The organism is Mucilaginibacter lappiensis, assembly GCF_900155965.1.
GTDB classification, from domain to species: domain Bacteria; phylum Bacteroidota; class Bacteroidia; order Sphingobacteriales; family Sphingobacteriaceae; genus Mucilaginibacter; species Mucilaginibacter lappiensis.
The window spans coordinates 508,535-534,998 of record NZ_FTMG01000003.1 but is presented as its reverse complement, the minus strand read 5'-3'; the positions used below and the strand labels follow the sequence as shown (position 1 = coordinate 534,998).

The window sequence follows — 26,464 nt, the reverse complement described above, 5'->3', positions numbered from 1 at the left end:
TTGATACTAGCTGCTCGATACTAATTATTTCGCATTCTCCACTTCAAAAACTGAATCGATGAGCAATGGCTTCTGTTTGCCGGCTGCTACGGCCAGTTCATCGCAGCGTTCGTTTTCAGGGTGACCATTATGACCGCGTACCCAGGTAAATTTGATTTGGTGGTGTTTGCTGATGTCGAGATAACGCAGCCAGAGGTCCTTGTTCTTTTTGCCCGCGAAACCTTTTTGCAGCCAGCCATTTACCCAACGTTTTTCGATGGAATCAATCACGTATTTGGAGTCGGAGAATATCATCACCTGCTGATTGGGGGCTTTTAGAGACTCCAATCCTTTTATTACAGCCAGCAGTTCCATGCGGTTATTGGTGGTTTTGCGAAAGCCTTCAGAAAGCTCTTTATAATGCTTACCCGAACGCAAAATTACCCCATAACCACCCGGACCCGGATTCCCGCTTGATGCACCGTCTGTGTAAATTTCGATCATTTAAATTAGTTCATGGTTGATGGTTCATAGATCATAGTTAATGTATGCGCCATTGTAAGTGCCAAAAATAGCAAACTTTACCCTAAGTGGCAGAAAACAATACACACCAAAGGTGACTATGAACCATGAACTATTAACTATCAACCTTTTTAATTTTCAACCTCAGTGAGTTGCCAATAACAACCACATCAGAAAAAGCCATGGTAAATGCGCCTATCATCGGGTTTAAAAAACCTAAGGCGGCGAGGGGAATGGCGATAATATTATAGGCAAATGCCCAAAATAGGTTTTGCTTAATGGTGAGTAGGGTATGCTTGCTGATCTGCAAAAATTGAATAACCGAATGCAGGTCGGTATTCAGTAATACCACACTGGCCGACTGTATGGCCACCTGGCTGGCATCGTTCATGGATACACCTACATCAGCCTTGGTTAAAGCTGGTGCATCGTTTATACCATCGCCTATCATAATAGTTTTACCTTTTTGCTTATACATATCGATGACATGCAGCTTTTCATCGGGTAGTCTTTCGGCATGCACCTCTTTAATACCTATAGCGGAGGCTACTTTTAAACAACGATCCTTTTTATCACCGCTCAGGAGTACGGGTTTAATACCCATTTTTTTAAGCTGCGCTATAAGTGCGGCAGTTTCGGGTTTTATTTCATCGTCTAGGGCTATCTGGGCCAGTAACTTTTGGTTTTTGTATAGCGAGAGGTTAAAATGATCGTCCTTGTTAAGCTTGGCAGTACCCAGGAAATAATTGTTGCCCTCTACGTCTTCGGCACGCATGCCCAGGCCTTTTTCTTCTTTGGCTACTTTGAGTATTACCTTTTGTTTGGGTAGGTTTTTTAATCCGCTCACTAAGGATCGGGCTATAGGGTGGTTCGATCGCTCTTCAATAGCGATGATGATGCCGCGGATCAACTCGATATCAATACCAGGCTCGGCTTTGATCTCATTGATGCTGAACTTACCGGTAGTTAAGGTGCCGGTTTTGTCAAATACTATATATTTAGTATGGGCCACCGCCTCGATGGTGTCACCACCTTTGATCAGTATTCCGTTTTTGGCTGCGCGACCAAGGCCAACCATTACTGCAGTAGGGGTAGCCAGGCCCATAGCACAAGGGCAGGATATAACCAATACCGCGATTGCGTTCAGCAACGAATGCTGTAGACCAGCGTGGCCAACATAAAAAGTAAGTATAAAAGTAAGCAAGGAAATGCCCAGTACAACAGGTACAAATATAGAAGCAACCTTATCACCCAATTTTTGGATAGGAGGCTTGGCAGCCTGGGCCTTTTTCATCAGTTCGATGATCTGCGACAGGATGGTATTAGAGCCCACCTTGGTGGCCAGCATGTGTATATTGCCGTTAACTAATATAGTGCCGCCTATAACACGGTCGTATTTTTTCTTTTCAACGGGTAAACTTTCACCCGTGAGCATAGCCTCGTCAACTGAGGCACTGCCGGATAGTATCTCACCATCAACAGGTATTTTATCGCCCTGGTTCACGAGTAAAGTATCACCGGGACGCACTTCTTTGGCGCTGATCACTTCTACTCCGCCATTAACCACACGGTTGGCATTTACCTGCTGAAATTTGATCAGATCTTTTACTGCCGAGGTAGTTTGGGTTACGGAGCGTTTCTCGAACACATTGCCTAATAGTACCAGCGTAATAATGGTAGCGCAGGTTTCATAAAACTGGTATTGCTGACCCAAATGCTGCAACGTGCCTGTGAGACTATATATAAATGCCGATGTTGAACCGATAAATATGAGCACATCCATATTAGGTACACCGCCTTTAACGGAGCTCCAAGCGCTTCTGCCGAAATGCAGGCAACCTACTATAAACACTGGTAGGCATAACAGTAATTGTACGATAGGCTGGTGTAAAAAATGCCATTGCAACAACATACTAAGCAAAAGAGGCGCAGTAAACAGCGCGCAGAAAATAAATTTATTCTCTACTTTATCATAAAACGAAGGCTGATGTTGTGAAATATCGTCAATCACTCTAAAACCTAAGTTTTCTATTCCTTTTTTTATCTCGGGTAGTTGGGTATTGTCGCTGGTTGAAAATTTTACCTCTTCGCTGGCAAAATCAACCAGTATATTATGTAAGCCCCTTTTTTCAAGTAGTTTATGTACAGATAAGGCGCAATTATTACAGTGCATCCCCGTCACATTCAGTTCAATTAATTGCTCAGCCATAAATACAAATCTAATAATTAATTAAAATCGTTCTAAATTAAACAGGTAAGCCAAATGTAATTTTAAAAAGAGTTTGCAAATAGCCGTAAGATTTCTATTTTTGCACTCTCCAAACGGTAGATGTAGCTCAGTTGGTTAGAGCATCGGTTTGTGGTACCGAGGGTCGTGGGTTCGAGCCCCATCATTTACCCCGAGTTTTAAAGGCTGTCTGAAAAGACAGCCTTTTTTGTTTCATGATATTGATTAATAGGTAATTAAAAATTCGGTAAAATGATTCGATGTTTTGGTAATAAAAACGGCGTTTTATACCAAAGGTGTGATTCCAGATAATAGGCGCTGTTTTTTGGGTTCGAGCCCCGTCATCCATTTTGATCCAGAGCACGATCTTTTTGATGTTTTATTTACTTCAAGTTGATTTTCTTTTACAAGTAGTCTGTACAGTGGTTCGTTTTTACTCCGATTAGTCCTTCATCCTATATAGCCTACGAAAAGGTGCGTGTATTATCCAGGGGAGTTGTATGATGTTTGATAATAGATCATTTTATTGGAAAAAAGATTGATGTTGCTTATTGAGGCTTTTAAGCTGTTGTTTCGTCTGTACGGACGTCTTTATATGTGTTTCCGGCGGGGAAGTCCTAAAGATTCTTCGTGTTTTCGGTAGGGTAATATTAAATAAAATGTCGGTTTTGTATAAAAAAAAGTCCAATTAAGTCAGCTATTTGACAATTATTTCAAAGTAAGTTTGATTTATCAATTAGATGGTAGTTAAAAACTGCTCTTCAACCAATTATTGCTACGATGATCCAAAATAATATCGACTCAAAGCTCAGCTTATTGATCTATATATGATCGCCGGGCATAGCCAACGTATTAAAAATAACAAACCCAATTATGAAAAGAAGAACATTAATAAAAGGTTTAGCCACGGGATTATCGTCCTTATATCTGTCAAGGGCCTTTGGCAGCAGTTTGCTGCAAACAAATTTAAATGCTGACACTTCCTCCGGCCCTTTTAAACCCGATTGGGATTCATTGGCTCAATACCAGGTGCCGGATTGGTTTCGCGATGCCAAGTTTGGCATATGGGCGCACTGGGGGCCACAATGCCAGCCAGAGCACGGTGATTGGTATGCCCGTGGTATGTACCAGGAGGGCAGCGACCACTATAAATACCACGTTCAAAAGTATGGGCATCCTTCAAAATTCGGATTCAAGGACGTGATTAACGAATGGAAAGCCGAGAATTGGGATCCGGGTGAATTGTTGGGCTTATATAAACGTGCCGGTGCTAAATATTTTATGGCCCTGGCCAATCATCATGATAACTTCGATCTCTACGATAGCAAATATCAAAGCTGGAACTCTACCAAATTGGGGCCCAAAAAAGACCTGGTTGGCGGTTGGGCAAAAGCTGCCAAACAACACGGTCTGCCTTTTGGCGTAACGGTACATGGATCTCACCCATGGACCTGGTACGAGGTTGCCCAGCGAGCAGATAAAACCGGCCCCTATGCAGGCATCCCCTACGATGGTAAGCTTACCAAGGCGGATGGTGTCGGCAAATGGTGGAACGGCTATGATCCGCAGGAATTATATGCGCAAAATCACGAATTAAGTAAAGATAGTCTTAATGACGATAGCATGGGCGCTCACTGGGGCTGGGGTAATGGTGCCAGTGTACCCAATAAAGCTTATTGTGATAAGTTTTTGAACCGCACCATAGAGCTGATAGATAAGTACGGCCCCGAACTGATTTATTTTGACGATACCGCATTACCCCTTTGGCCTGTAAGTGATGCCGGTTTAAAAATAGCAGCACATATGTACAATACCAGTATTAAAAAGCATGGCAAACTCCAAGCGGCCCTGTTTGGAAAAATATTGGATCAACAACAGCGCAAATGCATGATATGGGATATTGAACGCGGGCAAAGCAACCAAATAGAACCTTTACCGTGGCAAACGGATACCTGTATTGGCGACTGGCATTATAATCGCCGTATATTTAATGATAAAGGCTACAAAAGCGCCAAAACAGTGGTACATACACTGGTTGATATAGTAAGTAAAAATGGCAACCTGTTGTTGAATATCCCGGTGCGTGGTGACGGCACTATTGATAGTGAAGAACGTGCAGTAGTTGAAGGCATCGGAGCCTGGATGCAGGTTAACGGGGAAGCGATTTATGGCACCCGTCCCTGGAAAGTATTTGGTGAAGGTCCTGCTATAGATTCGGCAGCCCCCATCAGCGCACAAGGTTTTAATGAAGGCAAGGGTAAGCCATTTGGAGCCGAAGATATCCGGTTTACCACAAAAGGCAAAACGCTTTACGCGACTATGCTCGGCTGGCCGTCAGGGAAGGAAGTCCTGATTAAAAAGTTAGCAACAAATGATCAGATGGGTAAAGTAAGCCAGGTAAGCCTGCTTGGCAATGATAAACTGAGTTATCAGCAAACAGCCGAAGGCCTGAAAGTAAAATTGCCGGAACAGGCTCCAGGTAAAGATGCATTCGTTTTAAAAATTGAAGGAGCCATTTAATCCATCTTATGAACCTGAAGCTTTATTGTGTCCTCGTTATTGTCGTTTCATTGGCAGTTCCTTCTTTCGCACAAATTTTTAAGCTGGCGTCGCCGGATAAAAGAACCGTTGTGGAGATCAGCAACCACACCACTTTGCAATACACGGTTTCCAGTAACGGTTTAACCATCATCCATCCTTCATCACTGGGCTTCGAGTTTAAAGACGAACCGACTATCGGTGCCGATATGAGCGTGACCGGTCATGTGGAGCATTCCATTAACCAAACCTGGATGCCGGTAGTAAAAACCAAGCACCAGGTCATCACTGACCGTTATAATGAACTGGTGCTGTCCCTGGCAGAGAAATCCGGGCAGATGCGCCGCATGAATGTCTATTTCAGAGTTTATAATGATGGCATCGCATTTCGTTATCAGTTATTCGGAGCGGATAAAATTGGCGACCGGCAGATAACCAGGGAATTGACCAGTTTTAATTTACCGGCACTTGCAAAGGCATGGGTGGCGGACTATGGCAGCTATACCTCCTCACAGGAGACTGAGTTCTGGTCACGAAGCCTGAACCACATCACGGAAAAAACGATTGCCGGCTTACCCTTACTGATAGAGGTAGATCAGCGTCATTACGCAGCTATTACGGAAGCAAACATTGATAATTATCCCGGGTTTTATATTGGGTCGCTAAAAACAGATACCAATGCCAATGGTCAAATCGACTTGATTACCAAATTGTCGCCTTTGCCTGGTGAAAATGAGAGCGGTGTTAAGGCCCGGTTCACCAACAATCTCCTGACACCTTGGCGGGTGGTCATGCTCGCCGATTCGCCAGGCAAATTAATTGAATCGGAATTGATACAGAACCTGAACCCTCCCTGTGCGCTTAAAGATGCCGGATGGATCAAGCCTGGCATGAGCGCCTGGGACAACTGGTGGAGCGGCGACGTAAAGATGGATATGCCCACCATCAAGAAGTATATAGATCTGGCATCGGTACAACACTGGCCTTATATGCTCATCGACTGGCAATGGTACGGGCCGTTTAACAAACCGGAAGCCGATATTACCAAACCCGCACCACAATTGAATATGCCGGAGATCTTAGCATACGCTAAAGCCAAAAAGGTTAAATGCTGGCTTTGGTTATACAGTACCGATGTTAACCGGAATGATAATTTTGAAAAAGCTTTTCCCATTTACGAGCAATGGGGTATTGCGGGGGTTAAAATTGACTTCATGGACCGCGATGATCAGCAAATGGTCAACTGGTACCGTCGTATTATTAAAACAGCCGCAAAATATCATTTGATGGTTGATTTTCATGGCGCTTTTAAACCGGATGGAATCATGCGTACCTATCCGAACATGATTACACGGGAAGGGGTTTTGGGCGAAGAATATTCCAAGTTTTCAACCCGGATAACAGCCGGGCATAACACCACCCTGCCCTTCACCGAATGCTGGCCGGCCCCATGGATTATACTCCCGGTGGATTTTTAAATGTAAAAAAGGAAGAGTTCAGAAAAGGCAGCCCTACCCAGGTGATGAACAGCCGCTGTGCAGAACTGGCAAAATTTGTAATTTACGAAAGCCCCTTTACGGTGTATTGCGATGCACCGGAGCATATTTTAGGGAGTCCCGGGGCTGATTTTTTAAGTCATATGCCTACTGCTTGGGATGATACCAGAGTACTGGGCGGTTATCCGGGCGAATATATCATTATTGCCAAAAGAAGCGGGAAGGATTGGTATATCGGGGCGATGACCAACGACTCCGAAAGAACAATTCAATTGAAAATGGATTTTTTACCACTGGGTAAATATACCCTGTCGTCATGGGCTGATGTGATATCCTCACCTCAAAGTTTAACCCGATCCAAAAGCGCGGTTTCGGCAGGTTCGGTTATCCATATCCGTTTGGACATAGCGGGCGGATGGGTCGCTAAAATTACTACCACTAATTAAATATCGCCTTTCATCAGTAAAAGAAATAAAACATCTGACATGACAAAGAATAAAAACCTTTTCCCATTCATACTCATAACCAGTTTGTTCTTTCTATGGGGTTTTGCACATAACCTTGACCCCATATTGATACCGCACCTCAAGAAATCATTTACGCTTACAACCGTTCAGGCTACACTGGTCGATTCAGCCGTCTTTATAGCGTATTTTCTGATGGCTTTACCAGCAGGCTTTATTATGAAAAAATATGGTTATAAAACAGGTATCATAACCGGCCTGTTCATTTTTGCGTTTGGCTCCTATTTGTTTATACCGGCAGCCAATATGCAGCAGTACTCATTTTTCCTGGTTGCCTTATTTATCATTGCCTGCGGACTAACTATTTTAGAAACAGCCGCCAACCCATATGCTTCCTCCTTAGGTGATCCTGCAACCTCTACAGAGAGGCTTAACTTTGCGCAATCGTTTAACGGGTTGGCTACAACCCTGGCCCCTATAATTGGCGGGCGTATTATACTTACCAAAGGTTATACACCGGCACAATTAAGCGTAATGACGGAGCAGGGCCGCAAACTGGCGCTTGCCGCCGAAGCGTCTTCCGTGAAAATGCCCTACTTTATACTCGGTAGCGTACTGGTGATCATCGCCATCCTGTTTGTCTTTACCAGCCTGCCCAAGATTCAGCACCATGAAGGGCACAAAGCCAGTAAAAACATTTTCCATGCCTTAAAGCACCGTCATTTAGCCTGGAGTGTTGCCGCGCAGTTTTTTTATGTTGGCGCACAGGTTTGTGTATTCAGTTTGTTTATCCTGTATGTTCCAAAATCGGCCGGTCTTACAGAAGTACAAGCCACCTACTATTTGAGTATATGCGGCTTTGCGTTTTTGATCGGCAGATTTATCGGTACGTTTTTAATGAGATATTATAGCTCAACAGCTTTGCTGGCTGCTTATGCGGGTATCAATATCTTACTTTGTGTCATCGCCATTTTCGGTCATGGCATGGTTACCGTTTACACCGTCATTGGTATCTGTTTCTTTATGTCCATTATGTTTCCAACTATTTTTGCGCTGGGTATAAAAGAACTAAAGGGTGATACGGAGTTCGGCAGTAGTTTGATCATTATGTCCATCGTCGGCGGCGCTGTTCTGCCAAGGGTATTTGGTTATATCAGTGATGCGACAGGCAATATCCAATATGGATATATAGTGCCCTTGCTCTGTTTTGTAGTAGTAGCGTTTTTTGGATTAAAAGGCCATCGTGTAAAAGTGGAACCGGAAAGTCTACCTGTTGCAGCTATTCTTTAATAATAAACCGTTTCTAATATGCAAGAAATCAATCTGCCTAAAGTAGTTTTTGGCACCAGTGGATTAGGAAATTTATATGTTACGCTTTCCGATGATATTAAATGTGCTATTGTTGCCGAAAGCATCAAGTATTCTCCCAAACCCGCTGTATTTGACTCTGCCGGAAAGTACGGCGCAGGGCTTGCCCTCGAATCGCTGGGGAGATCTTTAGCACAATTAAATGCAAATCCATCGGGTGTGCTGATCAGTAATAAGTTAGGCTGGTTTCGCACAGCACTAAAAACCCCCGAACCTACTTTTGAACCCGGCGTATGGCGCGATCTGAAATACGATGCCGTTCAGCGGATTAGTTATGAGGGTATCCTGGAGTGTTATGAACAGGGGAATGAGTTGCTGGGCGGCGGTTACCGGGCGGAACTGGTATCCGTACATGACCCCGACGAATATCTTGCGGCAGCAAAAGACGAACTAGATCAGGCACAACGTTACCGGGATATATTGGATGCTTATTGCGCGTTGAATGAATTAAAGCGGCATGGTAAAGTGAAAGGTATCGGTGTAGGATCAAAGGATTGGCGGATCATCAAAAAAATAACTGATGATGTAAAGCTCGATTGGGTAATGATAGCCAATAGCATGACGGTTCACAGCCACCCCCTGGAATTAATTGAATTTATGCGGGAGCTTGAAATGCGGGGAATCCAGATCATCAATTCCGCTGTTTTTAACGGAGGCTTTTTAACTGGCTCTGCTTATTATAATTACCGATTAACTGATCCGATAAAAGACAAACATTTGTATCATTGGCGGGAGTTGTTTTATGGTTTATGTGCAGATTATAAAATAAAACCAGCAGATGCATGTGTTACCTTTGGACTAAACGCGCCTGGCGTTAAAAGCATTGCCCTGAATACAACCAATGCAGAACGGGTATCCCAAAATGTTGCTTTAGCCTATTTAACGATCCCGGCGCAATTTTGGAAAGAAATGAAAGCATGCGGTTTAATTGACGAATCTTACGCTTCCACTTATCTGTAAAAAAAATAAATATCACTATGAAAAGATACTGTTTGGCCCTTGATTTAAAGGATGACCCACAATTGATAGCAGAATACGAACATTGGCATAAGGCAGAGAACAATTGGCCGGAAATACGCAAAAGCATATTGGATGCCGAAATTCGGGATATGCAGATCTACCGTACAGGTAACCGTTTGTTTATGATCATGGAGACAAGCGATCATTACGAGGCTGAAAAAAAAGAACAAATGGACGCGCTTAATTCTGTAGTACAGGAATGGGAACAATTAATGTGGAAATTCCAACAACCCCTGCCTTGGGCAAAAGAAGGGGAAAAGTGGGTGATCATGGAACAGATTTTTCAGCTTTAAACATAAATTATATGCAAGCAATAGTTTGTGAAGAGCCCGGCAGGTTGGCTTTCAAGGAACAGGAAAGACCTGAAATAAAAGAGGGTTATGCACAGATCAGGATCAGGAGAATAGGTGTCTGCGGTACAGACCTGCATGCTTTTGAAGGTACACAGCCTTATTTTACTTATCCCCGCATCCTGGGGCATGAGCTTTCTGGTGAGTTAGTTGAGCCTAACGGTGCGCCAGGTTTTAAAAAGGGCGAGATCGTGACGTTCATCCCCTACTTTAACTGTGGTATTTGTATTGCCTGCATATCTGAAAAGCCTAACTGTTGTGCTAAAATTAATGTTTGTGGCGTTCATGTGGACGGTGGAATGGCTGAATATCTGAATGTACCGACGTATTCACTGGTACACGGTGATGGTTTAAGTTATGATGAGCTGGCATTGGTAGAACCATTAGCTATAGGCGCCCATGGTATTAGGCGGGCCGATGTAAAGCCTGGCGAATATGTATTGGTGATAGGTGCCGGGCCGATAGGTTTGGGAATAATGGAGTTTGCCCGTATTGCCGGGGCTAAAGTGATTGCGATGGACCTCAACACCAAAAGACTAGAATTTTGCATGGACAGGCTAAAGGTAGATCATATTATTAATGTATCTGCCGAAAATGTGTTGGAGCGACTGTCTACAATAACAGAAGGTGATATGCCTACAGTGGTGATTGATGCCACGGGCAGCTTAAAAGCAATTAATAGTGGCTTTCAATATATAGCGCATGGGGCCAGGTATGTCCTGGTTGGTTTGCAGAAAGGAGAAATTAGCTTGAGCCACCCAGAATTTCACAAACGAGAGGCTACACTAATGAGCAGCCGCAATGCTACACGTCAGGATTTTGAGCATGTTATTGCATCAATGAAAAAAGGCTTGGTGCAGCCGTCTAATTACATTACCCATCGTGTACAATTTGACAAGGTCACAGATGAGTTTGAAAGCTGGCTCGATCCCGCAAATGGCGTAATTAAAGCTATGATAGAGGTGCAGCGGGCCCCCCTGTAATTATTATGAGATTTTGGTAATCCTTTTTTTCTGTAAGGCTAAGACTTGTTACGGGTAATGTGCGTTATTATATATAAGTGCGTTTTGCACTTATATTAAAGATGGGATGAATTAAAAATATGATTATAATGAGAAAATTCAGAGTCCGGTGGCTAAGCCATCAACATCTAACATTAAGAAAATCTCTAACACCTCATTTAAAACAGGGGCGTTAGAGATTTTTGGCAATTGGCGAATAACTTAATTAATTTCTTTGTATTTATCTATATTTTCACAAATCCCCATTGCTGATTACGGCCTCCAGAGTAGGTCCATTGTTCAAGTGCACCGCCGTTATTGAGCGAAGATGCTACAACATCCAAAACTATTCCGCTGTTTGCGTTGGTAATTTTATAGTATCCGTTATCCGTTATCTGAATCGACCATTTTTGGTTTGCACCGCCGTTGTAATCCCATAAATCTACCTGCCCGCCGTTACCAGTGCCGAAGCCATACATTTCCAAACACTTTCCGGTGGCATGCATAGGGGTTAACCGGTAGTAACCGCCTCCGGCATCTTCCACTTTAAATTGCTGGTTTGCGCCTGCTAAATATTCCCATTGGCCGGCCGGCGTTTGATTTGCAGTACCCCAGCCAGCAATTTCCAGGGCTTTAAAGCTGTTCCTGTTATAAATCTGGTAAACTTGCCCAACCTGGATGGTTGATGATGTACCGTTTTGCGCGCCTTGTGCCACCGCGGCTAAACCTTGCTGGTCGGCAACCCCGTTGGTTTGCCTGTTAATAAGTCTGAATGCATTATTTCCAGTCGATCCATCATCAAAATAAAATGGAAGCAAGCCATATTTTAACGCCTGATGTGTAATGTAATTAATATAGTACGCCCTGCCGGCCTGATGCAAAGTTAATGCGTCTCCCGAAAGCGTTTGGAACCTGCGGATAGCGCCATATTCTCCCAATATAACCGGGATACCCTTATCAATGAACTTTGTCTTCATGAGCGGAAACTCCGCAGGGGCATCCGACTCGTCGCCGGAGGTGGCATTTCGTGAAGCATCGGTTGTAGAGTGGTATCCATTGCCCCAATAATAGGCCATATTGCCCCAGCTTACATCGGCGGTTAAACCGGCAAAATTAAAGGGAGTATAATAGTGTACTTCAACCATCAGGCGGTTGGCGGCCAGATCGGTGGGAAGAGTATTCATTAAAGTATTTGAGTAGTCGATATTTGTAGATGGACCCTGGATAAGCAGCACCCTGTAACTGTTGTGGCCACCGGTTGATCTTACCGCATTAACAAATGTTTGATGATAAGAGAGTAGCACCCCCATCCCTATAGCATCTGATACAGCGGGTTCATTGGCACTTGCAAAAATAACATGTTCGTCAAAGCCACGCATTTGAGTAGCGATCTGCTCCCAAAAAGCCTTTTGTTTGGCATTAACTGCTGCCTGTGCGCTGGTAGTGCAATTGTTCTCCAGCCACCCGCCATCCCAGTGTATATTTAATATTACGTACAAATCATCGTTAACGCAGTACTGAACAACCTGCTTAACCCTATCAAGCCAGGTTTGCTGAATTTGGGCCGTGGTTTGATTAGCATACTGGTCCCAGCTGCAGGGGATACGAACGGCGGTGAAACCGCTTCTTTTAACCTGATCAATAAGCGCCTGGGTCACCGTAGGGTTGCCCCAGGCAGTTTCGCCGCCTATTGCCTCCAATGTGTTACCGATGTTCCAACCTAACTGGAACTTTGCAGCAAGCTGAGTTGCCGTACTGGAAACGCCGCTTTGATCGGGTGGTAGTGGTGCAATGTTATAACTCGGATAACTGGTGGCGGTCAGCTTTTTGGTGCTCGTTTTAACAAGCGGTTTAACATCCGGAGAAGCGATTTGTTGCTTCGTGCATCTTGTCAATGCCGGGATTGCAAGAATGCATAAAAAATAGCTTAAAGTTTTCTTCATAAAAAAATTGGTTAGGTTGGCGATATTTAAATCTGCCGCTATTAATAAATTGGTTAATTGCGTGTGAAAGTGTCAGATAGCGAGGCATAACGAGGATATATTTGTCATTACCTTTGAGGTTTATATAGCTATTGGTATAGGCAGTTGTGTTGATAACTGCCTTTAGCCAACGAGGTATTAAAAAAAATAATAATAAGGCAGTAGCCATTCCGCATAAGGCGGAGTTTAACATTAGTATCATTTTTCGATAGGATAAAACGGGCCTGACTCGGTTTATTTATTTAATTGGTTAAATCTTGTTTTTCGATGCAGAAGGACAATTAATGAAAGCAATGCAATTAAAGTCATCATAATACAGCCGTTGGAACAACGGGCATGTTTTAGTTAGCGATAGTTGGATTAGTACCAGGTTTATTAATTGAGTAGTAAAACTACAGAAGCGATAATTTAATGATGGGAGATAAAAGTTAGAAAATAGGGTACTAAATGTTAATTTGTCAAAAAAACATGGAATCTATAAGGTTTTATATAAACAGCCACCTTATTTGAAATAAATTGATAAAAATGGTTTCGGAAATAAATGTTAATCATTTCAAAACTGTGACTAAGGGCGTGTCGCTGCTTTTTTTAACCGGATGATACGGATAGCCTCCTAAACGACAACCTGTAACAAGCTTTATTTTACTGTAAGTTCAGGCATGGCCCGTACCATAGCATCGGCAACTCGTTTGCTTCAGAGGCCGGTTATTTATCTTCTGGTGATTAGATAAGGAATTGCCACTTTTATCTCTTTAATTACGAATTTATCTTACTTTTATGCTATCTAGGTGTACCGGCTTGCCAAGGGCCAGGCTCCTGATTTCGAAGATCTCAACTAAATTTTAATGCGTGTAAAACTTTATATTGTCGTTTCAGTGTTGTTTTTTGCTTACACGAACAATTTTGCGCAAAACAGCCAGTACCAGTTTTCACGGCTCAATATAAGCAACGGGTTATCTCACAACAAGGTTAATTGCATATTTAAAGATCCCAAAGGCTTCATGTGGTTCGGCACGGCTTCGGGTCTCAACCGTTATGATGGTTATACTTTTAAAGTATTTAAGCACGATGTAAATAATAAAAACTCCGTTAATGATGATTACATAACTAATATTTGCGAAGGGCCCGACAAAAAATTATGGATAATAACCCCAGCTGGATATTCCTTTTATGACCCCGAAACGGAGCAGTTTAACAATGATGTATCGTCAGTGCTCTATGCTTGCAAACTTCCGGGGTATCCGTTTGTTTCCAAGATACTTCACAACGCGAAAGGCGACTTCTGGTTTTTGTGTCCCGATTCAGGCCTTTACAGATATAATGAACTAAAAAAAACTGCCACGCGTTATTATCATCACCATAATTCCAACCCATCATTATATTCAAGTTCTGTTACAGACATGGTGCAGGCCGCAAGCGGCAATTTATGGCTAGCTTATGACGACGGCGTAGTAGAGCTATTTGATGTAAAACGTAATGCAATTACGTACCATACTGATATTTTTAAAAAAGCTGCCAATAACAGGGGTAGAGACTACTCGATAACTATCGATAGCGAAGGCGATCTCTGGGTGTTTAACCCCAATATGGATTCCGGCATCTATTATTACAGCCGCCGTACAGGACGGTTTCGGTACATCACAAAAGAATCGTCAGAAACACCGCTTACATCGAACAACATCACTGACATTATTCAGGCCGACGACGGTCTTATGTGGATCTCCACTGATCATGGCGGAATAAACTTATTGGATAAAAAAAGTGGAAAAATTACTTATCTACTGAACAGGGAAGATGACGCAAAATCGTTAGGACAGAACACTGTTGCGCTTTACAAAGACAACAAAGGCATTATGTGGGTCCGTACGCTTAGAGAGGGGGTAAGTTATTATCATAAAAATATTATCAGGTTCCCGCTGTACAGGCACTTCGCCTCAGATCCCCGGAGTCTTAGTTTTGAAGATGTTAATCAATTCGCTGAGGATAAAAACGGTAATTTATGGATTGGGACCAATGGAGGCGGTTTAATTTATTTTGATCGCAAAACAGGCAAGTTTACCCAGCATAAACACGATCCGGGAAACCCGAACAGCCTCAGCAGTGATATTATTGTAAGCTTATGTATCGACCATGATCAGCAACTATGGATAGGTACCTATTTTGGGGGGCTGGATCATTTTGACGGAAGAAAATTTATTCACTACAAACATAATGACAAGGTGCCCACGAGCATTGCTGATGACCGGGTGTGGAATATTCTGGAAGATTCATCAAACCGGTTATGGATAGGTACTTTTGCGGCAGGTTTGCAAATATTTGACAGAGACAAAAAAATATTTTCGCCTCCCTTTAAGCAAACGGATATCAGGTCTCGATATGTATCCGCACTCTTTGAAGACACCAAAGGTAATCTCTGGGTAGGAGGATATTTGGGGATAGATAAAATATTAAAAAATGGACGTCGCGTTATACATTATAGTAAAAAGAAAAGCGACCCTAACAGTTTGATCAATGATGACATCCATAATATCACGCAGGACAGCCGCGGCCTGATGTGGATAGCAACAAGAGACGGACTGAGCATATTAAACCCTGAAACCAACCGATTTATCTCGCTGACTAAAAAGGACGGGTTGCCCGACAACCAGGTTTTGAATGTATTGGAAGATAACAGGGGGGCCATGTGGCTAAGTACATCAAAAGGGCTGGGCCGGATAACATTGACACCAGGTAATGGCGCCTATAAGTTTCAATTTGAAAGCTTTGATGAAACAGATGGCCTGCAGGGTAGAGAGTTCACTGTAAATGCAGCTTTAAAAACCAGTAAAGGGGAATTGGTATTTGGTGGCTCGCACGGCTTCAATATTTTCGACTCACAGAGTATACATCCGAATATAGATGAGCCTAAATTAATTTTTACCGATTTTCAGCTATTCAACAAAAGTATAGCAGCCAATGAAGAAGTTGACGGCCATGTCGTATTATCTAAAGCAATTTCGGCCACACAGGAAATAACGCTGAACCACAGCGAAAATGTGTTCACCATTGAATTTGCCGCCATAAATTTCTTTAACCCCAATAAAATAACGCATCAGTATATGATGGAAGGTTTTGATAAAGGGTGGCTTACTGCAAATAATGCTACCCGGAAAGCTACCTATACTAACCTTGACGGAGGCTATTATACTTTTAAGGTACGGGCTATTGGCCAGGAGGGAAAATGGAAACCCAGCTATATAAAATTAAAAATTAAAGTATTGCCCCCGTTCTGGAAATCTACTTTAGCTTATGTTATTTACCTGTTGCTGATAACCGGGACTCTCTTTTTTATACGCCGGCGCGGAATACAAAAAATAAGAAGACAATTCATAGCAGAGAAAGAGAAACAGGAAGCAAAATTGATAATTGAACAGGAGCGGCAGGAGATTAAGCGAATGCAAGATCTTGATCAACTGAAAACTAAATTTTTGACCAACGTAAGTCACGAGTTCAGGACACCGATTTCGCTGATCATGGCACCGGTCGAAAAAATGCTTATCCGCGCTGATCAGGAACAGAAACAACAGTTGGGCATGATTGGAAAAAACGCCAGACGATTGTTGAACATGGTAAACCAGTTGCTTGATTTTAGGAAGATGGAAGTTCAGGAGTTGAAACTACATAGCCAGCCGGGAGATATTGTGAAGTTCATCAACGAGATATACCTTTCATTTACTGATATCGCTGTACAAAAAGAGATTAATTTTATTTTTGATACAACGATTGATTCGCTGTTTACTGATTTTGACCATGATAAGATAGAAAGGATATTGTTTAACCTGTTATCAAATGCCTTTAAATTTACACTGCCTGGCGGCCAGGTAAGCGTTTTGCTTAATGCAGATAGCGAAACTGGAGACACCCCACTTGAAATTAAGGTGATTGATACCGGTATTGGTATTCCGCATGAAAAACAAGATAAAATTTTCGAACGTTTTTTTCAACACGATATTCCGGAGTCGATGATTAACCAGGGCAGTGGCATCGGCCTTGCAATTACGCATGAGTTTGTGAAGATGCATGGGGGAGAAATAACGGTTGAGAGTGAGCCTGATCACGGCAGTTGTTTTATCATTAAACTGCCGTTTGTTATCTATAATGATCGGGATATGAAACTGCCATCAGACGATGATATTGATTACGATAGCGCAAACGAAATTACTAATAATGTGGATAAAACTATCGTCAAACATCCGCTATCAAATAAAAGGCAGGTAGTTCTTTTAGTGGAGGATAACGATGACTTTCGCTTTTACCTGAAAGACAATTTAAAAGATGTATTTTTTTTAATCGAAGCTTCGAACGGGAGGGAAGGCTGGCAAAAGGCGTTATCGCAACACCCGGATATTATTGTAAGTGATATCAGCATGCCTGAAATGACAGGAATTGAATTGTGCAAAAAACTAAAGAATGACAAACGTACCTCGCACATTCCCGTTGTACTGTTAACCGCGTTAACGGGTGACGAAGACCAGATAAAGGGCCTGGAAATTGGCGCGAATGATTACATGACAAAACCATTTAATTTTGAAATATTGATTTCAAAAATCAAAAATATCTTAACCCTTCGGGACACCTATAAACGCACGTACAAAAAGCAGATAGATGTGCAATTGCAGGAAACTCCTTTACAAAATGAAGATGAAAAACTGTTAAGGTGTATTGTTGAATATATAGAATCCAATATAATAAACGAAAGCCTTTCGGTAAAAGAATTAAGCCGCAAGATGAATATGAGCCGGGTATCGCTTTATAAAAAAGTTTTAATGCTTACGGGGAAGTCGCCTGTTGACTTTATCCGTTCTATAAGACTTAAAAAAGCCGTGTATTTGCTTGAAACCAGCCAAATGACGATCAGTCAGATTGGCTATGAAGTTGGCTTTAATTCGCCCAAATATTTTACAAAAGCATTTAAGGATGAGTATAACATCCCTCCCTCCACCTATGTCAGTTCAATTCGTCAACAGAAACTGGAAGAAAAGAACAGTTAATCAAATTTAACCAATTATTGCCAACCCCTTCTTGTCCGCGTTATGACAGCCAATTAGTCCCGATTGTTGTCACTGAAGTCAAAATTTTGCGAAAAAATAAAAGAATCATGAAAGTGGGGTGATTTTTAATAGTTTAAAATACTGATTTTGAGATTGTTGTAAAGTGGTTAACATTTTGGGCTGTATTCATTATCAAATTCGGTATTCCTTTCTTTTTAACAATCATAGTTTCATTCCCCAGAATATAAGTTCAAAGTAATGTGTTTAAAGATGTTGCTTTTAAACAATGTTCCACCAATAACCAATTGGACCAACAGCTAACTTTTTTGAATTAATAAACATGTGTCTGACTGCAACTGAAGTTTTTTAACTGATTGTTCGGGCAGTCGTTTCATGTGAAGAAACTAACAGTAAGTATTTTCCAAAGGTTGTTTTTGGGTATCGGGCTATCTAAAAAGATATGATAACAAAATAAATTATGAATGAGAGAAAAACCAATTAATAACTAACCAAACCAATGAACCAATTATCAAACCTTAAAATCCTTTTAAAAGATGGATAAAAATTTACAAAGAAGAATGAAATACCAGATTTCATTATTTATCACAGGCATGTTTCTTTATTTTTCTGCCCATGCACAAACCGTAAATATTACGGGCAAAATAATAAGCTCCGACGATGGTGTGCCAATACCCGGAGCAAGCATTAAAATTAAAGGGACGGGCCTCGGGTCTATATCCAGTATTGACGGTAGTTATTCCATAGCGGCTGAACCTGGCAAGGTGCTCGTTTTTAACTTTTTAGGCTATTCGCCACAGGAAATAACTGTTAAGCAAGCTGGCGCAATTAATGTCACCCTCAAATCAACATCCAGCAACTTAGACGAGGTTGTTGTTGTTGGCTTTGCTAAGCGAGCAAGAAAAGATATTACTGGCTCCATAAGTTCCATATCGGGTAAAGAATTGAACAAAACCCAACCAACCACGTTTGACCAGGCCCTGCAGGGTAAAGTTGCAGGTGTAGTGGTTCAACAGGTATCGGGCCAGCCCGGTGGCGGCGTATCTATCCAGATACGTGGCGTGTCTTCAATAAGCGGCTCAAATTCGCCATTGTACGTCATAGATGGTGTCATTATTCCACCAGTGAGTGATCCCGGTAGTGGTTCTAATCCATTAAATGCTATCAATCCTGCCGAAATTGAATCGATAGATGTATTGAAAGATGCTTCGGCAACAGCCATATACGGTTCGCAGGCAACCAATGGCGTAGTTGTTATCACTACAAAAAGGGGGAAAGCCGGGGCGCCGCAGATAACTTATGATTTCTATACCGGTTACCAGGAAATACTAAAGCGGTTGCCTGTGGTGAATTTGCAGCAGTTTGCTACTATCATTAATGCCCGGGGCATTGTCTGGGGCTTTGATACCAGGCCCCAATTTGCCAACCCTCAATACCTGGGCTCCGGTACCGACTGGCAAAAAGAATTATTCAGGAAGGCTCCGATGATGAATCACACGATTACAATAAGCGGCGGGGATGCCAGAACCCAATATTTACTATCAACCTCGTATTTTGACCAGGAAGGGATAGCCCTTGGATCTGATTTTAAAAGATACTCGGTAAGGCTGAATTTAGATAACAAAACCACTAATTGGCTAAAAATAGGGACCAGCCTTCAATTGGCGCATGTTAATGAAAGTGTAAATACAACCTCTGGTAATGTAATTGCCACCGCGCTAAGCATTTCCCCTGATGTTCCGGTAAAAAACCCTGATGGTTCCTATGGCGGCGTTACCGACCCCGCTGGTTGGGTAGCACCTATTGCCAACCCGGTGGCATTAGCCCAAATTGTAAAAGACCAAAGAAAGAACGATCAGATATTCGGCAATCTGTACGCCGAAATACAGTTTACTAAAGACCTGACGCTGCGAAATGAACTATCCGGTAATTTCGATTTTAATACGGAAAATAGGTATTCACCAACTTATAGTTTTGGCAAAGGTAGTATCAGCCGTAATTTCGGTTCCTCAAATGCCGGCCAAAATTTTTATATAGCAATACGCAATTTTTTAACTTATAACCATAATTTCAAAAAGCTTCATGTTGATGCCTTAGCGGGGCATGAATCGCAGGAGAGAACTTTTGAATATCTTTACGGCGCACGAAGGAATTTTGCTTCAGACAATGTGCAGGCCATTAATGGCGGAGATGCTACTACGGCCACAAACTCGGGCGATAATTCACAATCAACCCCCACTGGCGGCAATGCACAGGAATCCTGGTTCGGCCGTATCAATTTTTCATGGGATGACAGATACCTGCTCACCGGCAATGTAAGGAACGATGGTTCTTCAAATTTTCCGTCAGATCATCGTTGGGTTACTACCTATTCGGGTGGATTTGCCTGGAAAATTAATAACGAGGCGTTTTTAAAAGGCGTAAAATCTATAAATGAGTTGAAACTGAGGCTTGGTTATGGGCTAACTAATAATCAAGGCATACCGGGCAATACTTTTGTAACCCAACTTACATCGGTGCCTAACAGCTTGTCAGGTACAGCGCAGTTTCAAAACAATTTGGCAAATCCAGATGTGAAGTGGGAAAAAACTGATTATTACAATGCCGGGATCGACGGATCATTCTGGAATGGGCGGTTAGGTTTTTCATTAGATGTTTATGATCGCGAAACAAACGGCCTTTTATTACAGGTGCCGCTTCCGGAATACTCTGGTACCGTAGCGGGTTGGGGGCCGGGGGCTATGCAAGCGCCTTATGCCAACGTCGGCTCGCTAAGCAACAAAGGGGTTGATTTCCAAATCAATTCTACCAATATTATTTCTAAAAATTTCAGTTGGAAATCTACTTTTACCATATCGCGGAATAACAACAAAGTGACCAGTTTAGGTGCAGGTGGAGACCAGGCCAACTTAAGCCAAAAATCGTATACAATTAATGATATCATCGAAAAAACAGTAGTGGGCCAGCCCATTGGCGAATTTTACGGCTATGTATTTGATGGGATATTTTCAAAGCCAAGTGATTTTCAAAACCATGCCCGGCCTACCGACGCTAATGGTAACCCTTATCCAATTTCTTCGGCAGGTGGGGGGATCTGGTACGGCGACCGTATGTTCAAGGATTTGAACGGCGACGGTGTTATCGACTCAAAAGATCAAACCTTTTTGGGCTCCCCGATCCCGAAATTCCAGTATGGTATCAATAATACATTTAACTACAAAAATTTTGACCTGAATATTTTCTTCAGCGGCAGTTATGGCAACAAGGTATTCAATCAAATAGCCATACAGGAAACCGATCCGAGAGGTCAGGCCACTTTTTTCACATCGATGTTGAATTATGCGAAATTGGCCCTGGTAGATCCTAAGGGCTCTGCAACCGATGTTAACAATGTATATGTTACCAACCCCAATACAACGGTTGTAGGACTGAGAAATGATAATACCAATACCAATAACCGACCTAATAGTTTAATGATTGAGGATGGTTCATTCCTGCGATGCAAAAATATCACCTTAGGTTATCGGATACCAGAAAGCCTTTTATCCAAAATATCTGTGCGGTCTGTTAGGGTATATGCCAATGTATCCAACTTATTTATAATTACAAAATATAAAGGCATGGATCCTGAGATAGGTTCGTGGAACCCGCTCCAGGCAGGTTGGGACGTCGGTAATTATCCGCTGCCAAGGGTATTTACTTTTGGTGCAAACATAACCTTGAAATAATAAAACGATCACCGATTAAAAATATTTGTTTATGAAATCAATTAACAAGATTATCACCATCCTGCTATGTGTTGCTGCAATAGCAGGATGTAAAAAGAGTTTTTTGGACCGTCCGTCCAACTCGCAGATCAGTGCTAATACTTTTTACAAAACCACTTCCGAATTACGGCTGGCTACGGCAAGCCTGTACGCCGGTTCAGAGTGGTTTCAATGGAACACACAGGGCTACATACCACTTGGCGACGTATTGGCCGGTTCCGCCAGCTTTCCTTATAATGGCGATTTGATACAGCTTTTTACACGCACTATTACCGCCCAAAATGGCCTTGTGACAAATGGTTGGGTTGGCTTGTACAATGTTATAGCGCAATGTAATGGCGTTATCAACGCCATACAGACCCAGGCTGATCCGTCCATTTCGTCGGCAGACAAAAATGCTGCCATAGCTGAGACAAAATTTATTCGTGCCGTTGCTTATTATCACCTGGCGGTGTATTGGGGGGCTGTGCCCATTGTTGAAGATAACAGCAAACTGATAAAAGATCCGCTGCTTCCTCGCAACATTGTTTCGGATGTGTATAAATTTGTTACTAAAGACCTGACTTACGCAGTGCAATATCTTCCCAAAACAGATGAAAAAGGTCGGGTAACTACCTGGTCGGCGCAGGGAATGCTGGGCAAAGTATATTTAACGATGGCAGGTTTAGGCAAAAGTGGCAGCCGCGACCAGGCCTTGCTGGACAGTGCCAAAAAATATGCGGGCAATGTGTGTAAAAATAGCGGGCTAAATTTGTTTCCCAGCTATTATGATCTTTTCAAGGTGCAAAACAACGATAGCCCTGAATCATTGTTCGCGCTCCAGTGGGCCGGAGGTGTGGGTTATGGTATTGGCAATGCCCTGCAACAATATTTTGCGCCAGATAATATCGTTACTCCTCAACAACAAGGAGGATGGGAGGGCATAGCGCCAAGTTACGATTTATACCGGATGTATTCGGCTAAGGATACGGTAAGGCGTAAAGCCACTATTGTGCTTACCGGAGATTTTTATCCCGAATTGAATCAAGCCGGTGGTGGTTATACGGCAAAAAATACAGGCCTGAAAAAACACATTGTTGGCACCGAAAAAGATAACAACTTGCCCACAATGGATTCTTGGTCATCTCCCGAACATAATGCAATTCTTAGATTGGCCGATGTGTATTTGGTATATGCCGAAGCTATTTTGGGTAACGATGGTACTACAAGCAATGGTGATGCTCTAAAGTATTTCAATGCTGTGCGGGCAAGGGCCGGCGTGGATATTGTGACTGCAATAACCCCGGCTTTACTGCGCACGGAAAGAAGGGTTGAACTTGCTTTTGAAGGACAATATTGGATAGACCTGGTTAGGTATTCTTATTACGATCCTACTAACGCGGTGAAGTTTCTTAATGACCAGGATGCCACTCACGGTCGGATTTCGTTTACTTATGATCCTAAAACGAAGATAGCTAAAAGGGATACTATTGCTCCGCCAGTTACGCTTCCGGCAACTATCGCTTCATTTACGTTGCCAATTCCATCATCAGAGTTGACCACTGACCCTAAATTGGCGCAGCCGCCGGTACCCTATTATTAATTAAAATATTAAAAATATATTGTTATGAAAAAGAAATCATACTTAAGCTTGTATTTTTTGTCACTTCTCTGTATGATAGTGGCCTTACTGCCAGCTTGTAAAAAGAATGCAGATGTTGGCAGCAGTGCTCCTCCGGTTATTACGTCTATTAAAAGTTATGTAGCCTCACCAAATGACACGGTTTTACACAGCGCCGTAGCAATGGGCCAATGGATAGTAATAACCGGGCAAAATTTGCAAAATGCAACACAAATTTATTTTGACGGAGTTTCCGCCCCTTTTAATGGTGCTTTATTTGCCCCCGGCAGTGCTGTTGTGCAAATACCTAACATACAGTATGCAAAAATTGATACTGCCAAACTGTATACAGTGAAATATGTTACAACAGCCGGATCAACAACGTTTTCTTTTAAATTAGGTCCGGCGGCACCTGCAGTTTGGACAATTTCCAATATATATGCCAACCCGGGTGATTCTGTTTATGTTTATGGTGCAAATCTGTTTTTCGTTCGAAGCTTTTCATATAGGGGTACCGCAATCCCCTCGTTTAAATTAGACACTAACGGGACTTCTATCGGATTTTTGATGCCGGCTGCAACGAACAATGATCGGGTATTGGTAACCACCAAAATCGGTGCGGTGAATTTTAAACTAATTGCGACCCCGGTCATAGCAGGTATTTCCAATGAAAATGCCAACCCGGGTGATTCGGTTTATATTTATGGTAGCTATCTTAAAAATATTCAAAAGCTAACTTTTGCCGGTACACCAGTTACTTCTTATAGTTCATCAAAAGATGGGAGTTATGTTGGCTTCGTTTTGCCAACGCTAACGCAAAGCGGGCCGGTATCTGTTACTACAGAGTTTGGCACGGGTACTACGGTGTACAATGTGCACGATCTTGTGCATGGTATAATTGCCAATATGGAAAATGATAAGTGGGGTATGATAGGCTGGGATGGGGGAAGCCAGGTTACTGGCAACCCTGCTAATGCTCAATCGTGGCTGCCATACAATCCTGATTTTCCAGGAAATACTTCAAACTTTGCTGTGCTAAAAACCAATATTTTGCAGCCGGGAGAAGGTTATGGTAATGGTTGGCCGCCTGATTATCAACTTGCCTTTGATAAGGAGCAATGGATACCACAAGCTAATTTGGGCGATTCTATTCAGAACTATGCATTAAAATTTGAAATAAGTATTCCGAAAGCATGGAATGGAGGAGCACTTAATATTGAAGTTAACGGTAATAACACATTTATTTATCGTTGGGAACCATGGAAAAAATCCGGGACTACTACGGTAGCGTATACTACAAAAGGTTGGATGACACTGACGGTTCCTTTTACGGAGTTCCGTAAAACAGATCTTGATCTGGGCGATGGCAAAGGTGTTCCAATGACAAAATTTTCAGATATCCTGGATAGTTCAGGAAATGGTACGTGCTATATATGGTTACATAACTATGGCGGTTTCGCTACAGCAACCGGCTTTTATGGCGCTTTTGATAACTTGAGAGTTGTAAAAATTAAATAAGCTAAAGCCCCGCGGCAGCATATCGCCGTGGGGCTTTTTAACTAATTAAAAAATGAAGAAAAAAATGAAGATTAAGCATTCTTTTAAAATATTGATATCTCTTATTACAGTTATATCTTTACTCTCCTGTAAAAAAGCTAATAATCCCGACCCGCAATTAACAGTTAATGCATCCGCCATAGCCTTTACGGCAGATGGAAGTACCCAGGATATATCCGTTACATCTAATGCAGACTGGAGTATCAGCAATCCTGTTTATTCGTGGTTGCAATTAAACACAACATCAGGCAAAAGCGGCAGCACTGTTATTCATTTAACAACATTATCGCAAAATGCTACTGGGGCAAGCCGCTCTGGTGTTTTATATATAGATTGTTCCAACGGCCAGGCAAGAAGGGTGACGGTTACCCAGGCCCCCTCCTTATACCCCGGTTATAATACATCGCCCATAGCGCCAGACATGACTGGAATGACCAGTAATGCCGTGCAACTGGCTGCAAAAATGGGAACGGGAATGGGCCTAAATTTGGGCAATACCATGGACTCGCCAAACGATGGTGATTGGGTGTCTGGTAAAATTACCGACGCGCAGGTGAAATTTGTAAAAAAATTAGGTTTCAATGCTGTACGGATTCCCTTAAATTGGGTTTGGACTCATTTAAGCGATCGGAAAAAGGCAACAATTGATCCTGCATGGCTTGCGCGGGTGAAACAAGTGGTTGGATATTGTGTGGCTAATGATGTGTATGTGATAATAAATGCTCACGCGGATCTTGGCTGGCTGGAAGATAATGTCAATGCGTTAAAGAAAGATTCCGTTAATGCAATGCAAAAGGCGATCTGGGAGCAGATTGCTACAACCATGCGTGATTTTGATGAGCACCTTATATTTGCCGGCACGAATGAACCTAAGGCTGATAATGCCGAGCAGATGACCATACTCAATGGTTATCACGAAACATTCATCAAAGCAGTTCGCTCTACAGGAGGCAGGAACAGTTACCGGGTGCTGGTTGTGCAGGGGCCTCACGCTGATCCTACAAAAACTGCTAGTTTGATGACTACTATGCCTCACGACCCGGTACCTAACAAGTTGATACTCGAGGTGCACGACTATACGCCTTTTCAATTTACTCTAATGGATGCAGATGCAAGCTGGGGCAAGATGGTTTACTACTGGGGGGCTGGGAATCTTTCTACTATAGAGCCAGACCGCAATGCCCCCCCTGGAACAGACGAGAGTCAGATCACCACTGAGTTCCAAGGGATAAAACAGAATTTTGTTGACAAAGGTATCCCTGTGGTGCTGGGTGAATATTCAACCGCGAGGAGAACTGACCCCAACAAGCCTATGCCTAAGGATACGTTGATGCACAACAGGTCTGTGGATTACTGGACAAAATATGTGACCAAAACGGCTAAAACGAATGGTATGCTGCCATTTTTTTGGGAGGTAGGGCAAATGTTAGACAGGGCTAATAATGTGGTAAAGGACCAGCGAATGTTTAATGCCCTCGTAGCTGGATATAAAAATTAATGTTGGATTAAAAGCATTACTGGAACTGCGGTACTGTGAACGGGTTA

At 42.5% G+C, this 26,464-nt stretch carries 14 protein-coding genes, 1 tRNA gene and 1 pseudogene; 13 read left to right on the top strand and 3 right to left on the bottom strand.

The features are described 5' to 3' along the window. Window positions 1–24: 24 nt before the first annotated feature. Together rnhA and BW976_RS09495 are read right to left on the bottom strand one after the other, a co-directional pair. On the bottom strand, window positions 25–483 hold the full coding sequence (gene rnhA, locus BW976_RS09500) for a ribonuclease HI (RefSeq protein ID WP_076372735.1): 459 nt from the start codon (window positions 481–483) through the stop codon (window positions 25–27). A 133-nt stretch (window positions 484–616) separates the two neighbouring features. Beyond that, complete coding sequence (locus tag BW976_RS09495) at window positions 617–2,710, bottom strand: heavy metal translocating P-type ATPase (RefSeq protein ID WP_076372734.1); 2,094 nt, start codon at window positions 2,708–2,710, stop codon at window positions 617–619. 116 nt (window positions 2,711–2,826) lie between these two features. Between BW976_RS09495 and BW976_RS09490 the strand changes: the two genes are divergently transcribed. From BW976_RS09490 to BW976_RS09450, 8 genes and pseudogenes are all read left to right on the top strand, one after another. Next, window positions 2,827–2,900 (top strand) — tRNA-His (locus tag BW976_RS09490). A gap of 701 nt (window positions 2,901–3,601) precedes the next feature. Beyond that, the gene (locus tag BW976_RS09480; protein WP_076372732.1) at window positions 3,602–5,248 is read left to right on the top strand and encodes an alpha-L-fucosidase; all 1,647 of its coding nucleotides are present in this window, start codon (window positions 3,602–3,604) and stop codon (window positions 5,246–5,248) included. A gap of 8 nt (window positions 5,249–5,256) precedes the next feature. Then, window positions 5,257–6,851: pseudogene (locus tag BW976_RS29695) on the top strand (glycoside hydrolase family 97 catalytic domain-containing protein); the annotation flags it as partial. Between the two features lie 54 nt (window positions 6,852–6,905). Then, entirely contained in the window at window positions 6,906–7,208 is a 303-nt protein-coding gene (locus BW976_RS30015) for a glycoside hydrolase family 97 C-terminal domain-containing protein (RefSeq protein ID WP_394333013.1), read from the top strand. A 39-nt stretch (window positions 7,209–7,247) separates the two neighbouring features. After that, the gene (gene fucP / locus BW976_RS09465; protein WP_076372731.1) at window positions 7,248–8,516 is read left to right on the top strand and encodes an L-fucose:H+ symporter permease; all 1,269 of its coding nucleotides are present in this window, start codon (window positions 7,248–7,250) and stop codon (window positions 8,514–8,516) included. Between the two features lie 18 nt (window positions 8,517–8,534). Continuing rightward, window positions 8,535–9,554 (top strand): aldo/keto reductase, encoded by a 1,020-nt coding sequence (locus tag BW976_RS09460; protein WP_076372730.1) that lies wholly within the window; start codon window positions 8,535–8,537, stop codon window positions 9,552–9,554. Between the two features lie 17 nt (window positions 9,555–9,571). After that, the gene (locus BW976_RS09455; protein ID WP_076372729.1) at window positions 9,572–9,907 is read left to right on the top strand and encodes an L-rhamnose mutarotase; all 336 of its coding nucleotides are present in this window, start codon (window positions 9,572–9,574) and stop codon (window positions 9,905–9,907) included. Window positions 9,908–9,918: 11 nt separating this feature from the next. Further along, the gene (locus tag BW976_RS09450; protein ID WP_076372728.1) at window positions 9,919–10,947 is read left to right on the top strand and encodes a zinc-binding alcohol dehydrogenase family protein; all 1,029 of its coding nucleotides are present in this window, start codon (window positions 9,919–9,921) and stop codon (window positions 10,945–10,947) included. A gap of 263 nt (window positions 10,948–11,210) precedes the next feature. Here the strand turns inward: BW976_RS09450 and BW976_RS09445 are convergent, their stop codons facing one another. Next, the gene (locus BW976_RS09445; protein ID WP_076372727.1) at window positions 11,211–12,908 is read right to left on the bottom strand and encodes a cellulase family glycosylhydrolase; all 1,698 of its coding nucleotides are present in this window, start codon (window positions 12,906–12,908) and stop codon (window positions 11,211–11,213) included. A gap of 884 nt (window positions 12,909–13,792) precedes the next feature. Between BW976_RS09445 and BW976_RS09440 the strand changes: the two genes are divergently transcribed. From BW976_RS09440 to BW976_RS09420, 5 genes are all read left to right on the top strand, one after another. Then, the gene (locus tag BW976_RS09440; protein WP_076372726.1) at window positions 13,793–17,977 is read left to right on the top strand and encodes a hybrid sensor histidine kinase/response regulator transcription factor; all 4,185 of its coding nucleotides are present in this window, start codon (window positions 13,793–13,795) and stop codon (window positions 17,975–17,977) included. Between the two features lie 554 nt (window positions 17,978–18,531). After that, window positions 18,532–21,723 carry a SusC/RagA family TonB-linked outer membrane protein gene (locus tag BW976_RS09435; protein ID WP_076372725.1) on the top strand — a complete coding sequence of 1,064 codons (3,192 nt, stop codon included), beginning with the start codon at window positions 18,532–18,534 and terminating at the stop codon, window positions 21,721–21,723. Window positions 21,724–21,754: 31 nt separating this feature from the next. After that, entirely contained in the window at window positions 21,755–23,344 is a 1,590-nt protein-coding gene (locus tag BW976_RS09430; RefSeq protein WP_076372724.1) for a RagB/SusD family nutrient uptake outer membrane protein, read from the top strand. A gap of 24 nt (window positions 23,345–23,368) precedes the next feature. After that, on the top strand, window positions 23,369–24,880 hold the full coding sequence (locus tag BW976_RS09425; RefSeq protein ID WP_139332259.1) for a glycan-binding surface protein: 1,512 nt from the start codon (window positions 23,369–23,371) through the stop codon (window positions 24,878–24,880). A 52-nt stretch (window positions 24,881–24,932) separates the two neighbouring features. Continuing rightward, window positions 24,933–26,417 (top strand): cellulase family glycosylhydrolase, encoded by a 1,485-nt coding sequence (locus tag BW976_RS09420; protein ID WP_221283294.1) that lies wholly within the window; start codon window positions 24,933–24,935, stop codon window positions 26,415–26,417. The last annotated feature ends 47 nt before the right edge of the window (window positions 26,418–26,464 follow it).

What these genes read in the sequence shown, in the direction of transcription:
- BW976_RS09440 (WP_076372726.1), top strand. Translation starts at nt 13,793, where the DNA reads ATGCGTGTAAAACTTTATATTGTCGTTTCAGTGTTGTTTTTTGCTTAC.
- BW976_RS09445 (WP_076372727.1), bottom strand. Translation starts at nt 12,908, where the DNA reads ATGAAGAAAACTTTAAGCTATTTTTTATGCATTCTTGCAATCCCGGCA.
- BW976_RS09450 (WP_076372728.1), top strand. Translation starts at nt 9,919, where the DNA reads ATGCAAGCAATAGTTTGTGAAGAGCCCGGCAGGTTGGCTTTCAAGGAA.
- fucP (WP_076372731.1), top strand. Translation starts at nt 7,248, where the DNA reads ATGACAAAGAATAAAAACCTTTTCCCATTCATACTCATAACCAGTTTG.
- BW976_RS09435 (WP_076372725.1), top strand. Translation starts at nt 18,532, where the DNA reads ATGGATAAAAATTTACAAAGAAGAATGAAATACCAGATTTCATTATTT.
- BW976_RS09420 (WP_221283294.1), top strand. Translation starts at nt 24,933, where the DNA reads ATGAAGAAAAAAATGAAGATTAAGCATTCTTTTAAAATATTGATATCT.
- rnhA (WP_076372735.1), bottom strand. Translation starts at nt 483, where the DNA reads ATGATCGAAATTTACACAGACGGTGCATCAAGCGGGAATCCGGGTCCG.
- BW976_RS09425 (WP_139332259.1), top strand. Translation starts at nt 23,369, where the DNA reads ATGAAAAAGAAATCATACTTAAGCTTGTATTTTTTGTCACTTCTCTGT.
- BW976_RS30015 (WP_394333013.1), top strand. Translation starts at nt 6,906, where the DNA reads ATGCCTACTGCTTGGGATGATACCAGAGTACTGGGCGGTTATCCGGGC.
- BW976_RS09480 (WP_076372732.1), top strand. Translation starts at nt 3,602, where the DNA reads ATGAAAAGAAGAACATTAATAAAAGGTTTAGCCACGGGATTATCGTCC.
- BW976_RS09460 (WP_076372730.1), top strand. Translation starts at nt 8,535, where the DNA reads ATGCAAGAAATCAATCTGCCTAAAGTAGTTTTTGGCACCAGTGGATTA.
- BW976_RS09455 (WP_076372729.1), top strand. Translation starts at nt 9,572, where the DNA reads ATGAAAAGATACTGTTTGGCCCTTGATTTAAAGGATGACCCACAATTG.
- BW976_RS09495 (WP_076372734.1), bottom strand. Translation starts at nt 2,710, where the DNA reads ATGGCTGAGCAATTAATTGAACTGAATGTGACGGGGATGCACTGTAAT.
- BW976_RS09430 (WP_076372724.1), top strand. Translation starts at nt 21,755, where the DNA reads ATGAAATCAATTAACAAGATTATCACCATCCTGCTATGTGTTGCTGCA.